The following is a 20,090-nucleotide window of genomic DNA, read 5'->3' on the forward strand; positions in this document are numbered from 1 at the left end:
AAGTTGCAAACATGGCAATCGGTACTGTCAAGTGGTTCAATGATTCCAAGGGTTTTGGTTTTATCACGCCTGATGATGGCAGCGAAGATCTCTTCGCACATTTTTCCGCCATCAACATGAATGGTTTCAAGACTCTGAAGGAAGGTCAAAAAGTTTCCTTCGATGTCGTGCAAGGCCCTAAGGGTAAGCAGGCGTCCAACATCCAGAGCGCCTAAGCTTCGGATAGCTGCACGTTAAAAAGCCCGTCTGGTTTCAGACGGGCTTTTTTCATTGGCGGGACGGATAGTCGATGCGGCGATCAGGTGGCAGTTATTTCGTCCTGACGGTGGTCGCCGTCGTTGTCTATCCAGACGACAGAGAGCTTGTCACCGGCTTTAATGCCGCGGGCCTTGAAGGTGAAGAGCGGGTTCTTCGAGATCGACGTGTTGAGCTGACCTTCGATCATTGGCTTGCCATTCAGGTTGACCGTGAAACTCTGGATGAAGTGCATCGGGAGTACTTGCCCCTTGTCATCCTTGCGTTGCCCGGTTTCCATCGGATGCTGCATCAAAATGCGAATGTCGCTAATTTCACCCTGGTTCTGGATACGGATTTTGATCTGTTCAGCCATGTTCAGCCCCCGCAGCCGCCAAGCGTGACCTTGATTTCACGGAAGGCAACATGGATTTTGCCATCTGCGGATTTGGCCACTGCTCGAATGCGTGTGGTTTCTGCTAGTTTGAGTTGCGCTTTGACGTAGGGCAGAACCGGGCCGGAGAACTCAATTGCTGAACACATCGGCATCGGATTTTTGTCGGCAAAGATGGCCAGGCTTCGGGTGTTGGCGATGTTGCTGGTGATCTCAACCTCCACCTTGGCGCCGTTCTCGGCGATTTCCGGCGCATTGATCAGGATGTCGCGTGATTCCACCGCATTGTTGCCGCCTTAGGCTTTCAGGGCATCATTGATGTTTCGCGCTGTGAAAGCACTCTTGTTCCATTCAGCGGCAAGCAGTCGGGTTGGTTTCAGTAAACCGCCGGCCAACAGCGGGAGAAGCAGGGCGGCTGACGTGCTGTTTTTCAGGAATTTCCGGCGTAATTCGAACATGCTTGGTCCGTACTATTCAGCGACCCAATGGCCGGATTTCCCGCCGCTCTTTTCGATGAGCCTAATATTGTCGATACGCATGCCGCGGTCGACTGCTTTCGTCATGTCATAGATGGTGAGCAGCCCGACTGAGGCCGCTGTCAGTGCTTCCATTTCGACACCGGTGCGACCGAAGCACTCGGCCGTTACTGTGCAGTGGACGGCATTTTGCGTTTCGTCGATCGTGAAATCGGCAGTAACGCGGGTCAACGCGATAGGGTGGCAAAGTGGAATCAGGTCGCCGGTGCGTTTTGAGGCCTGGATGGCGGCGATGCGGGCGATGCCCAGAACGTCACCCTTTCTGGCAGAGCCGGACTGGATGAGCGCCAAGGTTTCCGGCTTCATGAATATGCTGCCGGCGGCACGGGCGATACGGGCTGTTTCTGCTTTGGCGCCAACGTCGACCATATGGGCCTGTCCGCTGCTATCGAAATGTGTCAGGTTCTGATTGTTCACGGGATTTCTAATTGGTTACGATCCGCTACACGGGCGGTTTTCTGGGCTGCGGTATCATAGCACCATGCCTCTTTTTCGACGCCTGACCGCTTTTTTCCTTGCCTGTGCACTGACTGTGCAACCGTTGCGAGCGGATGATCTGCCGGAGCTGGGGGACGTTGCCAGCAATGAGTTGTCGGTGAGCGCCGAGAAAAAGATCGGCCAGCAGATAATGCACGCAATTCGCTGGAGTGAACCGGCTTATCTGGACGATGCGGATGTTGAGGATTACCTGAACCAGTTGGGTAATCGTTTGGCGGCGGTCAGCGCTGATCCCGGGTTCGGCTTTTATTTTTTCCCGATCAACGATCCGAGCATCAACGCCTTCGCCATGCCGGGCGGCTATATTGGCGTGCATACCGGATTGATTGCCTCGACTCAGACGGAGTCGGAACTTGCCGGTGTGCTGGGCCATGAAATATCGCACGTGACCCAGCGTCATATTGCCCGTCAGGTCTTTCAGTCGAAAAAAATCGACATGGCTTCGATGGTGGCGATGGCCCTGGCATTGCTGGCGGCGCGTTCAAGCAGTCAGCTAGCCGGCGCAGCGATAGCCGGAACCCAGGCAGGGGCAATTTCGGCGCAACTCGCCTTTTCGCGGGATTTCGAGCGGGAGGCCGATCGCCAGGGCTTCGACGTTTTGCGCAAGGCCGGCTTTGACGTTCGGGGCATGGCCGTCTTTTTTGAGCGCTTGCAGAAGTCCGTTCGCCTTTACGAGAACAACGCGACGGCTTATCTGCGCACGCACCCGCTAACGGGCGAGCGTTTGACCGACATGCAGAATCGCGAACAGGCAATCCCCTATCAACAAGTGGCCGACAGTGTTGATTTTCAACTGGTGCGCGCCAAGGTACGTGCCCTTCAGGGAACGCCCGAAGATGCGATCAAGGATCTCGAGACCTTGCTGCGCGAGCGGAAATTTGCTTCCGAGGCTGCGATTCGCTATGGCTTGGCGTTCGCCTATTTCCGGAATCGTGACTGGCGTGCGGCGGATCAGCAGGTGGATGCCATCCGCAGTCTCAAGGTGTCGGCGCCCATGTTGGAACATCTGCGAGCCGATATACGGATTGCCGAAGGTGATACGGCCGGTGGATTGACCGCTTATCGCGATGCGATGGTGCGTTTCCCATTGAGCCATGGTCTGCTCTATGGTTACGGCAGCACCTTGATTGGCGCGGGTCGCTTTGATGAGTCACTGCGCTTTTCGGAAGCGCAGTTGAGCAACTATCCTGAAGACGTGCGTTTCCATAAAATGCGCGCCGAAAGTTACGCTGGCCTGGGCAAGAAAGCCATGCAGCACCGTGCGTTGGCTGAAGTGTTTGCTTTGCAGGGGCAAACGCAGGGTGCGGTTGGACAACTTGAACTGGCGCAAAAGGCCGGGGATGCCAATTTTTTCGAGATGTCTTCGATTGATGGGCGTTTGCGCGAAATGAAGCAGCGCCTGAACGAGGAACTGAAGGAAAAGCGGAGTTGGTAGAGTTAAAATAGGTAATCCAATCCTTCACACCAAATCATCATGGAATTCGATCGCGATCTCGACGTTAAAGGGCTGAACTGCCCGCTGCCTATCCTGCGTACCAAGAAGGCGCTTGCCGAGATGGAGTCGGGCAAGATTCTGCGCGTGCAGGCAACCGATCCGGGGTCGATGAAGGATTTCCCCGCTTTTGCCAAGCAAACCGGCAACGAACTGCTGGGGCAAAAGGAAGAAAATCGCGTTTTCGAGTTTTACCTGAAACGCAAATAAGCACAGATTTCATCGCATTTTTCGAGGACAGGCGGGCGCCAGCAGGCGAACCCGCCGCTTGGCGTTTCGATGGACTGGTCGATTGCCTTGAGGTCTGCGACCGGGCATCGCTGGAACATGCGCTGAGCCGTCTGCAAAGCGATCCGCAGTGGACGGTGGTGGCGCTCGATTACGAACTGGGTTATCTGCTGGAGCCGGCATCGGCACCGCCGGGTTGGCAGCCGGGTGGGCAACCACTTGCGCGCTTCTGGCGATTTGCCCACCGTCTGTCCATGACAGCGGAAGCGGCAGAAGACTGGCTGGCGGCGCAGGTGGATGGCGTGGTTGCCGGGGTTGGTGGTTTGCAGCCGGGTCTTGATGAAAAAAACTATGTTGCTGCGGTCAACCGGATAAAACAGCTGATTTTCGAAGGTGACTGCTATCAGGTGAATTTCACCTTCCCGATGACTTTCGAATGGTTCGGCACGCCGCTGACGCTCTATGCACGATTGCGCGAGCGCCAGCCGGTACGCTACGGCGGTTTTGTTGGCGATGCCGAACAAGGTCTGGTTTCACTGTCGCCTGAGTTGTTTCTGGAACGGCACGGCGAGCGTTTGCTGACCCGGCCGATGAAAGGCACCGCTGCGCGCAGCGCGCCGGCCGATCAGTTGAAAAATTCGGCCAAGGATCGTGCCGAAAATTTGATGATCGTAGACCTGCTGCGCAACGATCTTGGGCGTATTGCTGAGCATGGCAGCGTCGCGGTCGACCGGCTGTTTGATATCGAGGCATACCCGACTGTCTGGCAGATGGTTTCAGAGGTCTCGGCGAATGTTGGCCAGCGTAGCTTCGGCGAGATATTGAACGCCCTGTTTCCTTGTGGATCGATTACCGGTGCGCCGAAAATTCGCGCCATGCAGATTGCCGCTGAGCTGGAGACAGGGAAGCGTGGCATTTATACCGGTGCTCTTGGCTGGCTGGCGCCGCATGAAGATTTCAGGCTGAACGTCGCGATCCGCACGCTGGCGCTGGGCGCGGATGGCCATGGACAGCTGGGTGTTGGCAGTGGTGTGGTTGCGGATTCGGAAGCGTCGGCGGAGTGGGCGGAGTGTCTGCTCAAGGGGAGCTTTCTGAGTGATTGCGACCCCGGCTTCAAATTGATTGAAACCCTGCGCCGCGACGGGGGGATGTATCCGATGTGGGCTGGCCACCTGGCGCGCCTGCGGCGTTCGGGGCGCTACTTCGGATTTCCGCTCGATGAGCAATCACTGTTTCGGGAGCTGGGGTCACAGCCGGCGAAAGGGACGTGGCGGGTACGCGTAACGCTGGACAAGTCCGGGGCGATTGACGTGCAGTCGGCGGCGTTGGACGGGGCGCCACCTGAGATGCGGTTGGCGGTCATGGCTACGGAACGCATTGATTCACGCGATACTTTTCGCCGCCACAAGACGACGGTTCGCGCGCTGTACGACGCAGCTTTGCGCAGTCTGCCGGCCGATTCGCCGATTTTCGACCTGGTGTTCTTAAATGAACGCGGCGAGGTCGCCGAGGGTGCCCGGAGCAATATTTTTGTCGAGCGTGACGGGGTGTTGCTGACGCCGCCGATCGAGAGTGGTGCCTTGCCCGGGGTGCTGCGGGCTGACTTGCTGGCGCGTGGTCAGGCCCGAGAGGCGGTGCTGCAGCCGGCCGATCTGGCCGACGGGTTCTGGATGGGTAATGCGCTGCGTGGCTTGATTCGCGTCACGCTGCGCTAGTTTTTCGATTTTGGCCGTTTTTTCCGGTTGACCGTGGTAATCAATTATTTGCGCAATTGACGCAAATAAAGCCCAACGGCGCTGAATAGCGCAGCGCCAAGCGCGTACAGGAACATCTTGATGCTGATTTCGCGGTAGGCGACCAGCACTGGCTCATCATTGTCGATGCGATAGCGAACGGTTATCTGGAAGTTCCAGGCGGCGGCTGTGGTTTCGATCAGTCCCGCCTCCTTGCCCGGCTTCCACGATACGTTGATCTGTTCGTATGCAGTTTCGCCGCTGTCGACGGGCGGTTTAACGGCCTGCAGGCGCCCTTCGGCACGTGCCTTGGCCAGTTCGCCGTAGGGGATCACGCATGGCGTATCGGGCTTGCAGGTGGCGACGAGCGGGAACGCCGGCAGCCATTCGCCCCCTTTTTCCCAAGGCCAGGCCGCCATCAGCGCCAGACCCCACATCCAGACCAGAACGCAGTAAATCATCAGCCATTTGAAGATGTGGGCAAAGCGGTTGACGGGGGGCGCGACGGCTTCGGTCATGTCAGGCTCCCAGCTTTGCCAGCTGGGGCTTGAGTTGCTCCAGGGTGGCGGTAAAGTCGGCAACGCGCTGCTTTTCCTGATCGATCACGGCGGCCGGCGCGCGAGCGACGAAGCCTTCGTTGGCCAGCTTGCCCTGGGCAATCGAAATCTGCTTTTCCAGCTTTTCGATTTCCTTGGACAGGCGCACGCGTTCGGCGGCAACGTCGATTTCCACCTTGAGCATCAGGCGGGTTTCACCGACGACGGCAACCGGTGCCATGGCATCGGCCGGCATGTCGTCGACGATCTGTACTTCGGAGAGCTTGCCCAGCGCTTGCAGGATGGCCGCGAACTCGGCGATTTCGGCACCGCCACCGGCCACCAGCAAGGGCATGCGCAGGGCAGGGGAAACGTTCATCTCACCGCGCAGGTTGCGGCAGGCGTAGGCCAGGGCCTTGAGGCGCTCGACCTTGGCTTCCGAAGCCGGGTCAAGTTTGTATTCCTCGGCGCGCGGGTAGGCAGCGAGCATGATCGAGTCGTGCGTCTTGCGCCCGGCAATCGGTGCAACGGTCTGCCACAGTTCTTCGGTGATGAACGGAATCAGCGGGTGAGCCAGGCGCAGGATGGCTTCCAGCGTGCGGACCAAGGTCCGGCGGGCGCCGCGTTGCTGGGCGTCGTTGCCGGTCTGGATCTCGACCTTGGCGATTTCCAGATACCAGTCGCAGAACTCATCCCAGATGAACTTGTAGATAGCCTGCGCAACGAGGTCGAAACGGTAGTCGGTGAAGTGCTGCTCGACTTCCTTTTCGACGCGCTGCAACTGGCTGACGATCCAGCGATCGGCGAAACTGAATTCGAGCGGCGCATTGCCGCCGCAGGCCGGGCCGTTCTGCTGATGTTCGAGAGCCAAGTCATGGCCTTCGACGTTCATCAGCACAAAGCGCGTTGCGTTCCACAGCTTGTTGCAGAAATTGCGGTAGCCGTCGCAACGATTCAGGTCGAACTTGATGTCGCGGCCGGGCGAAGCGAGCGAGGCAAAGGTGAAGCGCAGGGCGTCGGTGCCGAAGGAGGCGATGCCTTCCGGGAATTCCTTGCGGGTCCTTTTCTCGATTTTTGGGGCGTCCTCTGGGCGCATCAAACCGGTCGTACGTTTTTTTACCAGCTCTTCCAGGCCAATGCCGTCGATCAGGTCGATCGGGTCGAGCACGTTGCCCTTCGATTTCGACATCTTCTGACCTTCGCCGTCGCGGATCAGGCCATGCACATAGACGTGCTTGAACGGGATCTGGCCGGTGATCTGCTTGGTCATCATGACCATGCGCGCCACCCAGAAGAAAATGATGTCGAAACCAGTGACCAGTACGGTCGACGGCAAATATTGCTGCAAAATCGGATTGGCGGCGTCGATGGCTTCATCGCCCGTCCAGTCCAGCGTCGAGAACGGCCACAGGGCGGAGGAGAACCAGGTGTCGAGGACGTCTTCGTCGCGACTCAGCGCGCCGGTATAGCCCTGTTTGGCGGCTTCGGCTTGGGCTTCGGCTTCGTTGTGGGCAACGAACACTTCGCCATCGCTGCCATACCAGGCTGGAATCTGGTGGCCCCACCACAGTTGACGCGAGATGCACCAGTCCTGGATGTTGTTCAGCCACTGGTTGTAGGTATTGACCCAGTTTTCCGGGTAGAACTTGATCTCGCCGGAATGCACGACGTCGAGCGCCTTCTCGGTGATCGACTTGCCGTCTTCACCCGGCTTCGACATCGCAACGAACCACTGGTCGGTAAGCATCGGCTCGATGACGACGCCGGTGCGGTCGCCGCGCGGCACCTTCAGTTTGTGCTTGTCGACCTTGACTAGGTATTCCCCTTTTTCGAGATCCTCGACAATCAGTTTTCGCGCCTCAAAGCGGTCTTTGCCAACATAGTTGTCTGGAATCGCTTCGAGAATTTGCATGACGGCGTGGCTCGGAGCTTGGTGAGCGATCCTGGTTTCACCAACTGGAATATTGGCTTGACCAAAAGCTTCATGGACTTGGCGCGCTTGGGGGAATTGATTCGTTTCAATCTTTCCATCCAGCGTCAGAATCGATGCCATCGGCAGGTTATGGCGCAACCCAACCGCATAGTCGTTGAAGTCGTGCGCCGGCGTGACCTTGACGCAGCCGGTGCCGAATTCGAGATCGACGTAGCTGTCGGCGATGATCGGAATTTCTCTATCGGTCAGCGGCAGCTTCACCATCTTGCCGATCATGTGCTTGTAGCGCTCGTCTTCCGGATGGACCATCACGGCGGTATCGCCGAGCATGGTTTCCGGCCGCGTCGTGGCGACGACCAGGCTACTCGAGCCGTCGGCCAGCGGATAGCGGATGTGCCACATGAAGCCGTCTTCTTCTTCCTGCACGACCTCGAGGTCGGAAACGGCCGTGTGCAGCTTCGGATCCCAGTTCACCAGACGCTTGCCGCGGTAGATCAGGCCTTCTTTGAACAGACGGACGAAGGTTTCGGTAACCACCTTGTTGAGGCCGGTATCCATCGTGAAGCGTTCGCGCTTCCAGTCCGGGCTGGTGCCCATCCGGCGCATCTGCTTGGTGATGGTGTTGCCGGAGTATTCCTTCCATTCCCAGACCTTTTCCAGGAACTTCTCGCGGCCGAGGTCGTGGCGCGAAATGCCTTGGGCGTCGAGCTGGCGTTCAACAACGATCTGCGTCGCGATGCCGGCGTGGTCGGTGCCTGGCTGCCACAGCGTGTTGTGGCCGCGCATCCGGTAGTAACGGGTCAGCGCATCCATCAGTGTCTGGTTGAAGCCGTGGCCCATGTGCAGCGTGCCGGTCACATTGGGTGGCGGCAGCAGGATGCAGAAGTTCTCGTCAGGCGCCTTGTTGCTGTCTACGCCGGCAGCGAAGTAATTCTTGGCTTCCCACTCGGGGTACCAGCGGCGTTCAATGTCGGCGGGTTCGAAGGCTTTTGCGAGTTCCATGGGCTTGGCAGAAATGGGGAAAACCTTCGATTATACCCGCGATTGTTTCGCTACTCTGCCTCGCTAGTCTGCTCTGTCAATGATGACGGTCGCCCAGGTGGATGTGCGGTAGCCGAGTGGTTTCCATAGGTGTTTCCACGGCAATTCAATCACTTCAGGCACGTTGTCAGGAGAAATGCCGGGGGCCAGATGGCGTAATTCGGCGGGAATTTCACTGCTCTTGCCGGAGGCTGGCCAGATAATGGCGATTTTTCCATCAGCCATCGGCGGGGTGGCTTCAACGCCAGGGGCGATGATGCGTGAATCCGGAAAGAATCGTCGAAGGTTGCCACCGATCATCGGGTCATCGGCAATGATGGTGCCCTGATGAAAACCCCTGTCCTGTAATTTGACCGCAAGATCAGCATAGGGGACGCCCCAGCGACATCGGGAGCAGAACGGTTCATAGACGAACAAGTTCCCGCTGCGAACGGCATAGGCGGTAATGGTAAAGGCGAACAGTACCAACATGAAGACGCGTACCCGGCGCGGCGTGGGCTCGGTTTCCTGGGCTTTGGCCGTGAGCCAGGGGATGGCGATGACGAGCATTGGCAAGATGCTGTGCACTGCGTAATTGGAGCGCGAATAGAGTAAACCGTTGAACAACAGGTTGCCGCCAAGTTCAATGATTAGAAGATGCAGAATGAACAGCTTGGGGTCGAATTGTGCAGGGTTGGACACGCGCAATGGACTGTGTTTGAAGATCGTCCGGAAGATCGCCGGGAAAACCATCGGCAGAATCACAATGTAGGGGGATAAAACGAGCAGTGGAAAGCTGGCTGCGTCGCGCAGGCCCATGCCCAGACCGGCCGGCGAATGGGTGGGGATTTCCGGGAAAATGGCGGCACCAAGCGCTGCCAGGCGTAAGGGCTCGGCCATCAGCCAGTAGGCGTAAGGGGAGACTATCAGCAGCGAGACCGGGGTCGATAGCAGCATCGGCAACGAAAATATCCGGGCTCGCATGGTCGGTTGCATCGATGCTGCAAGCAGTGTTGCCGGCAATACAAAAGCGTAGATGTGTTCGGAAAGCAGGCCAAGCCCGATTAGCACCGAAAATAGAAGGTAGTTGGCGCGGTTTGGGCGGTCGACCAAGCGCAAGATGGCCCATACAGTGGCGACTGACAGCGCCATGGCACCGACACGATGGGTGAAACCTTCATGAAATCGCCAGAAAATCTGGTAGACCGTCGCCATCGATTCGACAGCGATGAAGGCCCACATCGCGCTCTGCGTAATGCGCCGGGTGATCTGGAAAAGGCACCCGGCCATGATGACCAACAGGCTGTACTTGAGGAACAGAAAGCTTTGAAGTCCAGTGCCAAAAATCTGCTGCAGCAGCCATAAAACCCAGTCGTAAAGCGGGCCTTGCTGGGCGCTATACCCCGGTGCCAAGGTTTGAATGAGCAGATTGTCCAGTGGGTCATCTTCGCCCAGATTGCCAGAGGCAAATAAACGCGTAAATGCATGGATGGATGCGTAAGTAGCGACAATCGCAATGACCGAAATCAGCGAAAATGGAAAACGTTGTCGTTCTGCGGGAGCAGAAACGCTTGAGTTGCTCGAATTCATGACGTAATTGTGCGCGGGACTCTCGGCCGTAGGCGGGTCAACTAGCTGTTGGCGATCATTTCATGTTCGGCCAGAAAATCCATAACTGTCGAATTGATGATCTGGGGTAGCGCGGCCTTGAGGCGTTCTTCAATCCGGGCAGCGAGTTCTTGAACCAATTGTTCACGCAGTGCGGGATGGATAGCTGGCGATGGTGCCTCGCATGGCTCGCTGACGTGTTCCTCAATATTGGTTTCGACTTGTTCTAAAGCCGCTGCCAGCTCAGGTTCAGGTGCGACGGCGATATCTGTTAACAAGGGAATATCGTTGTCGTCGTCAATGCTGTCGGTCAATACCGGGACGTCGTCAAATTCGCTGCTGCTCTGGCGCTTGCGATGCATCAGGGCATCGGCTCGGGCGATGATTGGGCTGGGCACGGTGTTTCCTTAGCGGTCGCTGAGATCGAAGTAGCGGACTTCGTATCCTCGATCCTTGTAGAACTTTACGCGGTCACGAGCAGAGGTGCGGTCGGCCTCGTCTTGTCCAACGACTTCAATCAGACTTTGAAAGCGTGAAAAGCCGGGCGGGATTTTCTGGCTAAGGTTCATCAGACGCTCATCCTGCGCGATTGTATCCAGCTTGTCGGTAATCAGGATTGGCGTCTCGGTTGCCAGTGGGGAGTCGGCGCGGCAGTGAGGAACGAAACTGAGGGCCGCATGTGTCCACAGCAGGCGGTCTATGCCGCTGGCGACAGCGTTGTCGACGGCGTAAACCAGCACGGGTTTCTTTTTTGCATACGCACCGCTCAACAAGGCGCAGGCAGCGGCGATTTTGTCTGCCGCGCCGTGATAGAAAAAAACCTGCGTCAATTGAGCATGCCTGCGCGTTGCAGCAGGTAATGGGTGAGTAGCGGAACCGGTCGGCCAGTGGCGCCCTTGTTGGCACCGGATTTCCACGCGGTGCCCGCGATATCGAGATGTGCCCAGTCAAATTTCTTGGTGAAACGGGACAGGAAGCAAGCAGCCGAGATGGCGCCACCCCAGCGACCGCCAATGTTGGCCATGTCGGCAAACGGGCTTTTCAGCAATTCCTGGTAGTCATCCCAGAGTGGCATGTGCCATGCGCGATCGTAGGCATCATCGCCAGCATCGAGCAGTTCCCGAGCCAATGCATCCTTGTTGGCGAACAGGCCGGTTGCTACATTGCCAAGAGCGACGACACAGGCCCCCGTTAGCGTGGCGACATCGATCACGGTGTCCGGCTCAAAGCGTTCGGCATAGGTTAGCGCATCGCAGAGGATCAAGCGGCCTTCGGCATCCGTATTGAGGATCTCAATAGTTTGGCCGGACATCGAAGTCACGATATCGCCGGGGCGGGTGGCGCTGCCGCCTGGCATGTTTTCAGTTGCCGGAACAATGATGGTGAGATTGATTGGCAAGGCCATGCGTGCAACGGCCTGCATGGTGCCAAGGACGCTGGCAGCACCACACATGTCGTACTTCATTTCGTCCATTTCTGCGCCGGGCTTCAATGAAATGCCGCCGGTGTCAAAAGTGACACCCTTGCCCACCAGAACAATTGGCTTCTCGGTGGCTTTGCTGCCTTTGTAACTCAGAATGATCAATTTCGGGGGTTGATGAGAGCCTTGAGCCACGGCAAGCAGCGAGTGCATGCCCAGTTTTTCCATGTCCGCGCGATCCAGTATTTCGCATTCGAGACTGAATTCCTGAGCCATTGCCTGCGCCTGTTCCGCCAGATAGGTTGGATGACAGATGTTGGGTGGAAGGTTGCCAAGTGTCTTGGTCATGGCAACACCTTCTGCGATGGCGAGACCCTGACTCAAAGCCTCCTCAGCTACGGCCAGCTCGTTGCGTCGTTCAACACTGAAAGTCAGCTTGCGTAACGGGCGCCGGACCTCTTCTTTCTTGCTTTTGAATTGGTCGAATTTATAGGTTGAATCCAATGCAAGCAGTGTGGCCTGACGAACTCTCCAGCCGACATTGCGCTTCTTAACAGGGAGTTCGGTCAGGAATATTGACGCCTCGAAAGCGCCGGTCTCATTGAGCACTTTCACAGTCGTGCTGATAGCGCTGCCAAATTCCTTCTCACGGAATTCTTTTTCCTTGCCCAATCCAACCAGCAGAATGCGGTCACACAGGGTTCCGGGAACATTTTGCAGTAACAATGTGCTGGCGGATTTACCTTCCATGTCGCCGCGTCGAATAATGTCGGAAATATAGCCACCTGAGGCCTTGTCGAGCAACTCTGCCGGCAGCGTCAGTTTCCTCGATTCAAAAATCCCGACGACGACACACGCGCTACGCTGTTTCTCCGGGCTGCCACTTTTTATGCTAAATTCCACAAGCTGCTCCTGGTCAAGGAAATATCAGTTTCCGAGGGATTATCCTCGCATTTTTTCGGTTTCGTCAAAGCATGATATTCGAACGCGCCGCACGGCGCGAGTTTGCTCAGGCAGCCGCCGGCATCAGTGTTGCTCTGCTGGCTATCCTGGCTTCCATCCTGTTAATTCGCCTCCTAAAAGAGGCCGTCGGCGGGCGCATCGTTCCCGAGGCGGTTGCCTCGCTGCTCGGTTTTGCCTTGTTGAATCTGATGCCCCTCGTGCTGAGTCTGATGCTTTTTGTGTCGATTCTGCTGAGTTTGTCGCGGGCTTTCAGGGATTCGGAGATGGTTGTCTGGTTCTCCTGTGGATTGCCGCTCACCGCCTGGATACGACCGGTTCTTGCTTTTGCGCTGCCATTTGTACTGGTTATTGCGGCGCTCGCAGGCTTTCTTTCGCCCTGGGCTAATTTGAACACGGCGCAGTATCGGCAGGTATTGTCGGCACGTAGTGATGCTTCGCAGATATCTCCAGGGGTTTTTCAGGAAACAAAAGCTGGAAAGCGGGTATTTTTCGTTGAGGCACTGGCCGATGGCGAAACGGCCCTTGGTAACATTTTTGTCGCCAGCTTTCAAAATGGCAAGTTGGGTGTCGTCGTATCTGATCGGGGATACCAGGAGTTTGCCGAAAATGGCGATCGTTTCGTGGTTCTGGAAAACGGACGCCGTTATGAAGTTGAGCCTGGGTCACCTGAGTTCCGCGTGATGGAATTTGAACGATACAAGGTTCGTACTGAAGATGGCGAAACCAGGCCCACCGAGCGCTTGCCCAATCGAATGTCTACGATTGACCTCCTGCAAGAAGATAGCAATAAGGCGCGGGGTGAGCTTCTCTGGCGGATTGGCATTCCGGTGTCGGCGTTGATTCTGGCCTTGCTGGCCATCCCGCTTTCCTATGTCAATCCGCGTGCTGGTCGTTCAGCCAATATGTTGATCGCGGTTTTGATTTATGCCATCTACAGCAATCTATTGTGGGTTGCCCAAGCATGGGTTGCGCAAGGGAAGCTATCATTCTGGATCGGTGTATGGGCGATACACGCCATGATGCTGGTGCCGCTGGTGCTCCTGTTTTATCGACGCATCGCGATCAAAATGCCTTGGCAGAGGAGGTCCGGTGTTTAGGTCTAGTATCTATCAGCGTTACCTGATGCGAGAGGTTCTCGCCGCAGTCTTGCTCGTGTTATTGGCTTTTTTGGTCTTGTTCAGTTTCTTCAACTTTGTTGATGAGCTGCGTAATGTTGGCCGGGCCGATTACACGGCAGGTCGTGCCGCCCTCTTCGTGGCGCTTGGTTTGCCCGGCTTGGTATATGAACTGATTCCGATCGCGGCATTGATCGGTTCGCTGTATGCGTTGTCTACGTTGGCCAGGCACTCGGAGATTACAGTCTTGCGCGCGTCGGGCCTGGCGACGCTGGAGTTATTGCTGACATTGTTTCGGGCGGCAGTGGTGCTGGCAGTGCTTACTTTTTTGATTGGTGAGTTAGTTGTGCCATTCAGCGAGCGCCTTGCCCAGGAAATCAAGGCAAAGGCGCTTAGCAAGGTTGTGGCGCGAAGCGGTTTGGATAGTGGCTTGTGGATCAAGGATGGACGTAGCTTTATCAATATTCGTAAAGCCAACCCGGATTCAACGCTGGAAGGCGTAAGAATCTATCGGTTTTCACCAACATACGCGTTGGAATCGGTCACTGATGCTAAAGAAGCGAGTTTTCAGCCGCCGGATGTTTGGACTTTGAAAGATGTGGTGAGAACGGTGCTGGATGGGGATGTTTCGCGTGTTGAGTCTAGCCAAACTAGTGAGTGGCATTCTGCGGTCAACCCGGATTTATTGTCGATTTTAATGGTTTCGCCTGAGCGAATGTCGCTCTATGGCTTGTTCAATTACACCCAGCATCTTGTGGACAATAAACAGAAGGCAGAGCGTTATCAGATTGCGCTCTGGAAAAAATTAATCTATCCACTGACGGCGTTGGTCATGGTCGCCCTGGCCTTACCTTTCGGGTATTCACATGATCGGGTCGGCGGTGTCAGTCTCAAGATTTTTGCCGGCGTCATGCTGGGCATCCTCTTCTACGCGCTGAACGGGCTTTTCTCTAATCTCGGTGTAATTAATTCTTGGCCCCCATTTGCCAGTGCGACTGCACCAGCTGCCTTGTTTTTAATTACTGCGATGGGGATGTTGTGGTGGGTCGAGCGTCGCTAATCACGTAACGGTGATTATTTGTGTTCCCGCTATTCTGTCGTGCAGAAACTGCTTGTCTTTGTCTAAAAGTGCCCAAAATACACCCGCGCCAAGCAACAGAATGCTTGGCCACGCGGCCAAGTAACGTAAAAGTGCCTGAGTTGGCCGCAGTGGCGATCCATCAGCGTTAACTACCTGAAGTTTCCATGTTTTCATGGGTAGCGTCTGGCCGCCGTTCAGCCAGCACCATAAAAAATAAATCATCAGTAAAAGTAGTACGTGTAGCCATAGTATTCGCGGGGTCAGAGAGTGGCCAAATCCTGAGAGGACGATTTGCGGTAGCAAAAACCCGATCAGCAGAATCGAAAACACCACAAGCCCCTCATAAAGCATGCAGATCAAGCGGCGCCCGATACCTGGTAAAAGTATGTTTGGCATCAGTGTTTGACCGCGTCTATTGGTTTCACGTTGGTAGCGGTCTCTGCAGTGGGTACGTTACCCAGAATGTTCGGGGACTCATTTGCAGAGGAGAGCAGCCGGGATGATTTTCCGCTTTCGCGAACGCGTTGTTGCTGTTCCATTGGAAGGTTTGAGTAGGCCTCCCATTTTTGTTTTACGACCTGTTTTTGCTCAGGTGGTAGTTGGCTGAAGTCCTTGTAAGCGCTGCGCACCTTGGCGCGCTGCCCTGGTGTTAGGTCAGCCCATTCCCTCATCCGGTCCTGCATGCGTTGCTGTTCATCCTGCTTCATGGCGGGGTAGTGCTCGGCAATGCCCAACCACTTTTTCCGGCGAATGTTGTCCATCTTCTCCCAGTCATTGGCAAGCGGGGCAAGGATGTCCTTTTGTTGAGGATTCAATTGATTCCATCCAGGTTGTGGTGGCGTGCCAATAATCGCTGTCGTTGATGGTTCAGCGGCAACGACAGAAGTCAGCAAGAGACAGAGGATTAATCCTCCGACGAGTCGTCTTTTAACCATTCGAAGAAGTCGTTGTCCAAAAATGCGTCGGGAGGGAGATCGTCAGCAAGCAGGGCAGAGTCGACCTCTTCCAGTTCTGTCACGTACTGGGCGCTATGCCAGTACAGGGAAATCCACATGCCGAGCAAGAGGGCCAAGACCGCAAGAAGCTGTTTGATATAGGGGGCCACGGGGGCGGACCAGATTGTTGGAGCATTTTCGCCGGCAAGCGCTATTTGCGGCGCAAGCTGTTTTTGCCGGGTCAGGGCCAAGTGTCGGGCGGCTTCAAGGCGCCGTGCTGCGGCAGGCGGAATATCCGCTAATCCGTGATTCAGCGCTTGCCGAATTCGATATGCTTGGCGTTCTTCGGTCATAGTTTGATACCTCTAGCCGACAGGGCGGTTGCTAGCGCATGGGTTGCGCGCGAGCAATGGGTTTTAACGCTGCCTTCCGAGCACCCCATCGCAGCCGCGGTCTCGGCTACGTCCATGTCTTCCCAGTAACGCATGAGAAAGGCTTCTCGTTGACGTGCGGGTAGTTTTTTGATTTCTTCATCAATCAGATTCAAGGTTTGGGCTTGCTGCAATTTGCTTTCCGGTGTCCGAGGCCCGGCGTCATCTTCGTCGGCAGCAAGGGTTTCCAACGGATCGTAGTCATCCTCGTCATCCGGCGTGAAGGCAGACAACAATGTTGTCCACATCGAGCGCACCTTGCTTCGCCGGTAGTAGTCACGAATGGTGTTCTGGAGAATGCGCTGGAAGAGCATCGGGTACTCTTCATCCGGACGGTCGCCATATTTTTCGGCCAGCTTGAGCATGGAGTCCTGAACAATATCCAGTGCAGCCTCTTCGTCGCGAACCGCGAAAATGGCTTGTTTAAAGGCTCTGCGCTCGACGGATTCGAGAAAGCTGGAAAGTTGTTGGGGGGATGACAGGGTTGTCTCTTCCGAAAATTCTTGAGCATTATAGTGAAATGCGGGGAAACCTTGACCGAAAATGGTCGGTCGATTAAGGTTACGCCCTTTTAAGCAATAGCTTTTTTAGGCTCAAGAATGATGATTAGCGGTGCAGAAATTGTAATCAGGTGCCTGCAAGAAGAAAAGGTCGATTGTGTCTTCGGTTACCCAGGTGGGTCCGTGCTACACATTTATGATGCTCTTTTTAAGCAGGATCAAGTTAAGCATATCTTGGTGCGTCACGAACAGGCTGCTGTTCATGCCGCAGATGCTTACTCGCGATCATCGCAGAAGGTCGGTGTAGCCTTGGTGACATCAGGTCCTGGTGTTACCAATACCGTGACGGGTATCGCCACAGCCTACATGGATTCCATTCCGATGGTCGTCCTTACGGGGCAGGTGCCATCTTTCTACATTGGTCAGGATGCCTTTCAGGAATGCGACACGGTCGGTATCACCCGACCCTGCGTGAAGCATAATTTCTTGGTCAAGGACGTCAAGGATCTGGCGGTTACGATCAAGAAGGCGTTTCACATCGCCTCGACTGGTCGTCCCGGTCCTGTCGTGGTCGATATTCCCAAGGATATTACGGCCCAGATGTGCGAGTTCGAGTATCCGAAGTCGATCCATATGCGTTCTTACAACCCGGTAGTCAAAGGGCATCTCGGGCAGATCAAGAAGGCGGTTCAGATACTACAGGAAGCCAAGCGTCCGATTATCTATACCGGCGGTGGCGTTATTCTGTCAGATGCGGCTCAGAAACTGACGGAGTTGGCACATAAACTCAATTTCCCGGTAACCAACACGCTGATGGGTTTGGGCGGCTATCCTGCGACTGACAAGCAATTTGTTGGCATGCTCGGTATGCATGGCACCTTCGAAGCAAATAATGCGATGCATTATTCAGACGTGATTCTTGCCATTGGGGCGCGTTTCGATGATCGCGTGATTGGCAATCCGGAGCATTTCGGTGAAGAAAAGCGCCGGGTGATTCATATCGATATCGACCCATCCTCAATCTCCAAGCGGGTCAAGGTCGATGTGCCTATCGTCGGTAATGTGAACGATGTGCTCGATGAGATCCTGAAGTTGATAGAAGGTGGCTTCAATGCTGATCCGGACGTCGCCAACTGGTGGAAACAGATTGATGAGTGGCGCAGCCGGGATTCACTGCGCTACAAACAATCCGAGCACATCATGCCGCAGTTTGTCATCGAGAAGCTCTACGAGATTACTGGCGGCAACGCGTTTGTGACTTCCGATGTTGGTCAGCACCAGATGTTTGCAGCCCAGTATTACAAATTTGACAAACCCCGTCGCTGGATTAATTCCGGTGGCTTGGGCACGATGGGGGTAGGACTGCCTTACGGCATGGGCGTCCTGATGGCCAATCCGGATGCGCAGGTGGCCTGCGTAACTGGCGAAGGCTCGATCCAGATGTGTATTCAGGAGCTGTCAACCTGCAAGCAATACGGCTTCCCGATCAAGATCATTAACTTGAACAATGGAATGCTGGGTATGGTTCGGCAGTGGCAGGAGATGTTCTATTCCAAGCGTTATTCGCAGTCTTATGTGACGTCCTTGCCAGATTTCGTGAAACTTGCAGAATCTTATGGTCACGTCGGTATCAAAGTTGAGAAGCCGGAAGATGTCGAGCCAGCTTTGCGCAAGGCCTTCATTGAGCACAAGAATGATTTGGTGTTCCTGGACTTCATCATTGATCCAGTGGCGAATGTCTTCCCGATGGTTGCTGCCGGAAAAGGCTTGACGGAAATGATTCTCGCTGAAGACCTGTAAGTGATGAAAGAAAAAACAATGCGACATATCATTTCCATCCTGATCGAAAATGAATCAGGTGCGCTATCTCGAGTAGCAGGGTTGTTCTCGGCTCGGGGATACAATATCGAATCGTTGACCGTGGCTCCGACGGAAGATTCTTCACTTTCACGCATGACTATCCTTACCCGAGGGTCTGATGAGGTACTGGAGCAGATCACCAAACAGCTCAACAAGCTGATCGATGTGGTCAAAGTTGTTGATCTCTCCGAGGCTGCTCATGTCGAGCGTGAACTGATGCTGATCAAGGTTCGTGCTACTGGCAAAGATCGTGAAGAGATGAAGCGGATGGCCGATATTTTCCGTGGCCGTATTATCGATGTGACTGAATCGACCTATGTCATCGAGTTGACTGGAGCAAGCTCTAAGCTTGATTCCTTCATCGCTGCCCTGGATGGTGGCCTGATTCTCGAAACTGTCCGTACCGGTGTCTGTGGCATTGGTCGTGGCGATCGTATTCTTAAAGTTTAACTATTTGTATATAAAGAGGATTTCATGAAAGTTTATTACGACAAGGACGCCGATCTCTCCCTTATCAAGGGCAAGAACGTTACCATCGTTGGTTACGGTTCACAAGGCCATGCTCACGCCCAGAACCTGCGTGACTCAGGCGTCAATGTGACGGTAGGATTGCGTAAAACCGGTGCTTCGTGGGCCAAGGCTGAAGGCGCTGGCCTGAAGGTTGCCGAAGTGGCTGAAGCGGTTGCTGCTGCGGATTTGGTCATGATTCTGTTGCCGGATGAGAATATTCCTGAGGTTTACAAGAACGACGTTGAGCCGAACATTAAGAAGGGCGCTACCCTGGCCTTCGCTCACGGCTTCAATGTGCATTACAATCAGGTTGTGCCGCGTGCCGACCTCGATGTGATCATGGTTGCCCCGAAGGGACCTGGCCATACTGTCCGTTCCGAGTATCTGAAGGGTGGCGGTGTGCCGTCCCTGATCGCGATTTACCAGGACACGTCTGGCAAGTCGAAGGATATCGCGCTTTCCTATGCGGCTGCCAACGGTGGCACCAAGGGTGGTGTCATCGAAACCAATTTCCGCGAAGAAACCGAAACGGACTTGTTTGGTGAGCAGGCTGTCCTCTGTGGCGGTGCTGTAGAACTGGTCAAGATGGGCTTCGAGACCCTGACCGAAGCTGGTTACGCGCCGGAAATGGCGTACTTTGAGTGTCTGCACGAACTGAAATTGATTGTTGATCTGATGTATGAAGGCGGTATCGCCAACATGAACTACTCCATCTCCAACAACGCAGAGTATGGCGAGTATGTCACCGGTACCGAAGTCATCAATGAGCAGTCGCGAGTCGCCATGCGCAATGCACTGAAGCGCATCCAGACCGGTGAATATGCCAAAATGTTCATTCAGGAAGGCAAGACCAACTATCCTTCTATGACTGCCCGTCGTCGTCTGAATGCCGTGCATCCGATCGAGGTTGTTGGTGGTCAGTTGCGAGACATGATGCCGTGGATCAAAAAGAACAAGCTGGTCGACCAGTCCAAGAACTAATCTTGCTGGCACCTTGGTAGAGCTTGGTTGTTGGCTCTATCCCGCAATGGGCGGTGTGGGAATCTGCACCGCCCTTGTTATT

The 20,090-nt window shown here is 55.2% G+C and carries 22 protein-coding genes; 9 read left to right on the forward strand and 13 right to left on the reverse strand.

All coding sequences use genetic code 11. The features are described from left to right. Positions 1-11: 11 nt before the first annotated feature. Entirely contained in the window at positions 12-215 is a 204-nt protein-coding gene (locus IPJ12_17440) for a cold-shock protein (protein MBK7648881.1), read from the forward strand. Between the two features lie 83 nt (positions 216-298). Here the strand turns inward: IPJ12_17440 and soxZ are convergent, their stop codons facing one another. The 3 genes from soxZ to moaC form a co-directional block, all read right to left on the reverse strand. Further along, positions 299-610: a thiosulfate oxidation carrier complex protein SoxZ gene (gene soxZ / locus IPJ12_17445; GenBank protein MBK7648882.1), complete on the reverse strand. Its 312-nt coding sequence runs from the start codon at positions 608-610 to the stop codon at positions 299-301. A 2-nt stretch (positions 611-612) separates the two neighbouring features. Beyond that, positions 613-909 (reverse strand): hypothetical protein, encoded by a 297-nt coding sequence (locus tag IPJ12_17450; GenBank protein ID MBK7648883.1) that lies wholly within the window; start codon positions 907-909, stop codon positions 613-615. A gap of 189 nt (positions 910-1,098) precedes the next feature. Next, positions 1,099-1,581, reverse strand: coding sequence for a cyclic pyranopterin monophosphate synthase MoaC (gene moaC / locus IPJ12_17455; protein MBK7648884.1), 483 nt, complete (start codon positions 1,579-1,581; stop codon positions 1,099-1,101). Between the two features lie 64 nt (positions 1,582-1,645). Between moaC and IPJ12_17460 the strand changes: the two genes are divergently transcribed. The 3 genes from IPJ12_17460 (at position 1,646) to pabB (ending at position 5,097) form a co-directional block, all read left to right on the forward strand. Further along, entirely contained in the window at positions 1,646-3,097 is a 1,452-nt protein-coding gene (locus IPJ12_17460) for a M48 family metallopeptidase (protein ID MBK7648885.1), read from the forward strand. A gap of 39 nt (positions 3,098-3,136) precedes the next feature. Next, on the forward strand, positions 3,137-3,364 hold the full coding sequence (locus tag IPJ12_17465) for a sulfurtransferase TusA family protein (GenBank protein MBK7648886.1): 228 nt from the start codon (positions 3,137-3,139) through the stop codon (positions 3,362-3,364). 158 nt (positions 3,365-3,522) lie between these two features. Then, entirely contained in the window at positions 3,523-5,097 is a 1,575-nt protein-coding gene (gene pabB / locus IPJ12_17470; GenBank protein ID MBK7648887.1) for an aminodeoxychorismate synthase component I, read from the forward strand. 44 nt (positions 5,098-5,141) lie between these two features. Here the strand turns inward: pabB and IPJ12_17475 are convergent, their stop codons facing one another. The 6 genes from IPJ12_17475 to IPJ12_17500 form a co-directional block, all read right to left on the reverse strand. Further along, positions 5,142-5,633 carry a hypothetical protein gene (locus IPJ12_17475; GenBank protein ID MBK7648888.1) on the reverse strand — a complete coding sequence of 164 codons (492 nt, stop codon included), beginning with the start codon at positions 5,631-5,633 and terminating at the stop codon, positions 5,142-5,144. Position 5,634: 1 nt separating this feature from the next. Next, complete coding sequence (locus tag IPJ12_17480; protein MBK7648889.1) at positions 5,635-8,586, reverse strand: valine--tRNA ligase; 2,952 nt, start codon at positions 8,584-8,586, stop codon at positions 5,635-5,637. A gap of 63 nt (positions 8,587-8,649) precedes the next feature. Continuing rightward, positions 8,650-10,194 carry a glycosyltransferase family 39 protein gene (locus IPJ12_17485; protein ID MBK7648890.1) on the reverse strand — a complete coding sequence of 515 codons (1,545 nt, stop codon included), beginning with the start codon at positions 10,192-10,194 and terminating at the stop codon, positions 8,650-8,652. Between the two features lie 41 nt (positions 10,195-10,235). Next, positions 10,236-10,610 (reverse strand): hypothetical protein, encoded by a 375-nt coding sequence (locus IPJ12_17490; GenBank protein MBK7648891.1) that lies wholly within the window; start codon positions 10,608-10,610, stop codon positions 10,236-10,238. Between the two features lie 9 nt (positions 10,611-10,619). Next, on the reverse strand, positions 10,620-11,042 hold the full coding sequence (locus IPJ12_17495; GenBank protein ID MBK7648892.1) for a DNA polymerase III subunit chi: 423 nt from the start codon (positions 11,040-11,042) through the stop codon (positions 10,620-10,622). Then, positions 11,039-12,535 (reverse strand): leucyl aminopeptidase, encoded by a 1,497-nt coding sequence (locus IPJ12_17500; GenBank protein ID MBK7648893.1) that lies wholly within the window; start codon positions 12,533-12,535, stop codon positions 11,039-11,041. Before IPJ12_17500 ends, IPJ12_17495 begins: the two co-directional genes overlap by 4 nt. A 71-nt stretch (positions 12,536-12,606) precedes the next feature. Between IPJ12_17500 and lptF the strand changes: the two genes are divergently transcribed. Both lptF and lptG read left to right on the forward strand, forming a co-directional pair. Next, on the forward strand, positions 12,607-13,692 hold the full coding sequence (gene lptF / locus IPJ12_17505; GenBank protein ID MBK7648894.1) for an LPS export ABC transporter permease LptF: 1,086 nt from the start codon (positions 12,607-12,609) through the stop codon (positions 13,690-13,692). A gap of 25 nt (positions 13,693-13,717) precedes the next feature. Beyond that, on the forward strand, positions 13,718-14,770 hold the full coding sequence (lptG, locus tag IPJ12_17510; protein MBK7648895.1) for an LPS export ABC transporter permease LptG: 1,053 nt from the start codon (positions 13,718-13,720) through the stop codon (positions 14,768-14,770). Here lptG and IPJ12_17515 read toward each other — a convergent pair whose 3' ends face one another. Genes IPJ12_17515 through IPJ12_17530 form a run of 4 tightly spaced genes read right to left on the reverse strand, consistent with a single transcriptional unit; the run spans position 14,771 to position 16,639 of the window. Further along, the gene (locus IPJ12_17515) at positions 14,771-15,187 is read right to left on the reverse strand and encodes an RDD family protein (protein ID MBK7648896.1); all 417 of its coding nucleotides are present in this window, start codon (positions 15,185-15,187) and stop codon (positions 14,771-14,773) included. It lies immediately after the preceding gene. Beyond that, positions 15,187-15,726: a DUF3106 domain-containing protein gene (locus IPJ12_17520; GenBank protein ID MBK7648897.1), complete on the reverse strand. Its 540-nt coding sequence runs from the start codon at positions 15,724-15,726 to the stop codon at positions 15,187-15,189. The genes IPJ12_17515 and IPJ12_17520 overlap by 1 nt, the downstream gene beginning before the upstream one ends. Beyond that, complete coding sequence (locus IPJ12_17525; protein MBK7648898.1) at positions 15,696-16,079, reverse strand: DUF3619 family protein; 384 nt, start codon at positions 16,077-16,079, stop codon at positions 15,696-15,698. Before IPJ12_17525 ends, IPJ12_17520 begins: the two co-directional genes overlap by 31 nt. Beyond that, a complete protein-coding gene (locus IPJ12_17530; protein ID MBK7648899.1) occupies positions 16,076-16,639 on the reverse strand; it encodes an RNA polymerase sigma factor in 564 nt (187 codons plus the stop codon). Before IPJ12_17530 ends, IPJ12_17525 begins: the two co-directional genes overlap by 4 nt. A gap of 117 nt (positions 16,640-16,756) precedes the next feature. Between IPJ12_17530 and ilvB the strand changes: the two genes are divergently transcribed. The 3 genes from ilvB to ilvC are packed head-to-tail and all read left to right on the forward strand — an operon-like array spanning position 16,757 to position 20,008. Then, on the forward strand, positions 16,757-18,457 hold the full coding sequence (gene ilvB, locus IPJ12_17535) for a biosynthetic-type acetolactate synthase large subunit (GenBank protein ID MBK7648900.1): 1,701 nt from the start codon (positions 16,757-16,759) through the stop codon (positions 18,455-18,457). 18 nt (positions 18,458-18,475) lie between these two features. After that, entirely contained in the window at positions 18,476-18,967 is a 492-nt protein-coding gene (gene ilvN, locus IPJ12_17540; GenBank protein MBK7648901.1) for an acetolactate synthase small subunit, read from the forward strand. A gap of 24 nt (positions 18,968-18,991) precedes the next feature. Continuing rightward, positions 18,992-20,008, forward strand: coding sequence for a ketol-acid reductoisomerase (gene ilvC, locus IPJ12_17545; protein ID MBK7648902.1), 1,017 nt, complete (start codon positions 18,992-18,994; stop codon positions 20,006-20,008). The last annotated feature ends 82 nt before the right edge of the window (positions 20,009-20,090 follow it).

It is taken from the genome of Betaproteobacteria bacterium, assembly GCA_016709965.1.
Classification (GTDB): domain Bacteria; phylum Pseudomonadota; class Gammaproteobacteria; order Burkholderiales; family Rhodocyclaceae; genus Azonexus; species Azonexus amarohabitans.

Coding starts and splice junctions, on each gene's coding strand:
- IPJ12_17440 (MBK7648881.1), top strand. CDS start 12: ATGGCAATCGGTACTGTCAAGTGGTTCAATGATTCCAAGGGTTTTGGT.
- soxZ (MBK7648882.1), bottom strand. CDS start 610: ATGGCTGAACAGATCAAAATCCGTATCCAGAACCAGGGTGAAATTAGC.
- IPJ12_17460 (MBK7648885.1), top strand. CDS start 1,646: ATGCCTCTTTTTCGACGCCTGACCGCTTTTTTCCTTGCCTGTGCACTG.
- IPJ12_17465 (MBK7648886.1), top strand. CDS start 3,137: ATGGAATTCGATCGCGATCTCGACGTTAAAGGGCTGAACTGCCCGCTG.
- IPJ12_17475 (MBK7648888.1), bottom strand. CDS start 5,633: ATGACCGAAGCCGTCGCGCCCCCCGTCAACCGCTTTGCCCACATCTTC.
- IPJ12_17480 (MBK7648889.1), bottom strand. CDS start 8,586: ATGGAACTCGCAAAAGCCTTCGAACCCGCCGACATTGAACGCCGCTGG.
- IPJ12_17485 (MBK7648890.1), bottom strand. CDS start 10,194: ATGAATTCGAGCAACTCAAGCGTTTCTGCTCCCGCAGAACGACAACGT.
- lptF (MBK7648894.1), top strand. CDS start 12,607: ATGATATTCGAACGCGCCGCACGGCGCGAGTTTGCTCAGGCAGCCGCC.
- lptG (MBK7648895.1), top strand. CDS start 13,718: ATGCGAGAGGTTCTCGCCGCAGTCTTGCTCGTGTTATTGGCTTTTTTG.
- IPJ12_17515 (MBK7648896.1), bottom strand. CDS start 15,187: ATGCCAAACATACTTTTACCAGGTATCGGGCGCCGCTTGATCTGCATG.
- IPJ12_17520 (MBK7648897.1), bottom strand. CDS start 15,726: ATGGTTAAAAGACGACTCGTCGGAGGATTAATCCTCTGTCTCTTGCTG.
- IPJ12_17525 (MBK7648898.1), bottom strand. CDS start 16,079: ATGACCGAAGAACGCCAAGCATATCGAATTCGGCAAGCGCTGAATCAC.
- ilvB (MBK7648900.1), top strand. CDS start 16,757: ATGATGATTAGCGGTGCAGAAATTGTAATCAGGTGCCTGCAAGAAGAA.
- ilvN (MBK7648901.1), top strand. CDS start 18,476: ATGCGACATATCATTTCCATCCTGATCGAAAATGAATCAGGTGCGCTA.
- ilvC (MBK7648902.1), top strand. CDS start 18,992: ATGAAAGTTTATTACGACAAGGACGCCGATCTCTCCCTTATCAAGGGC.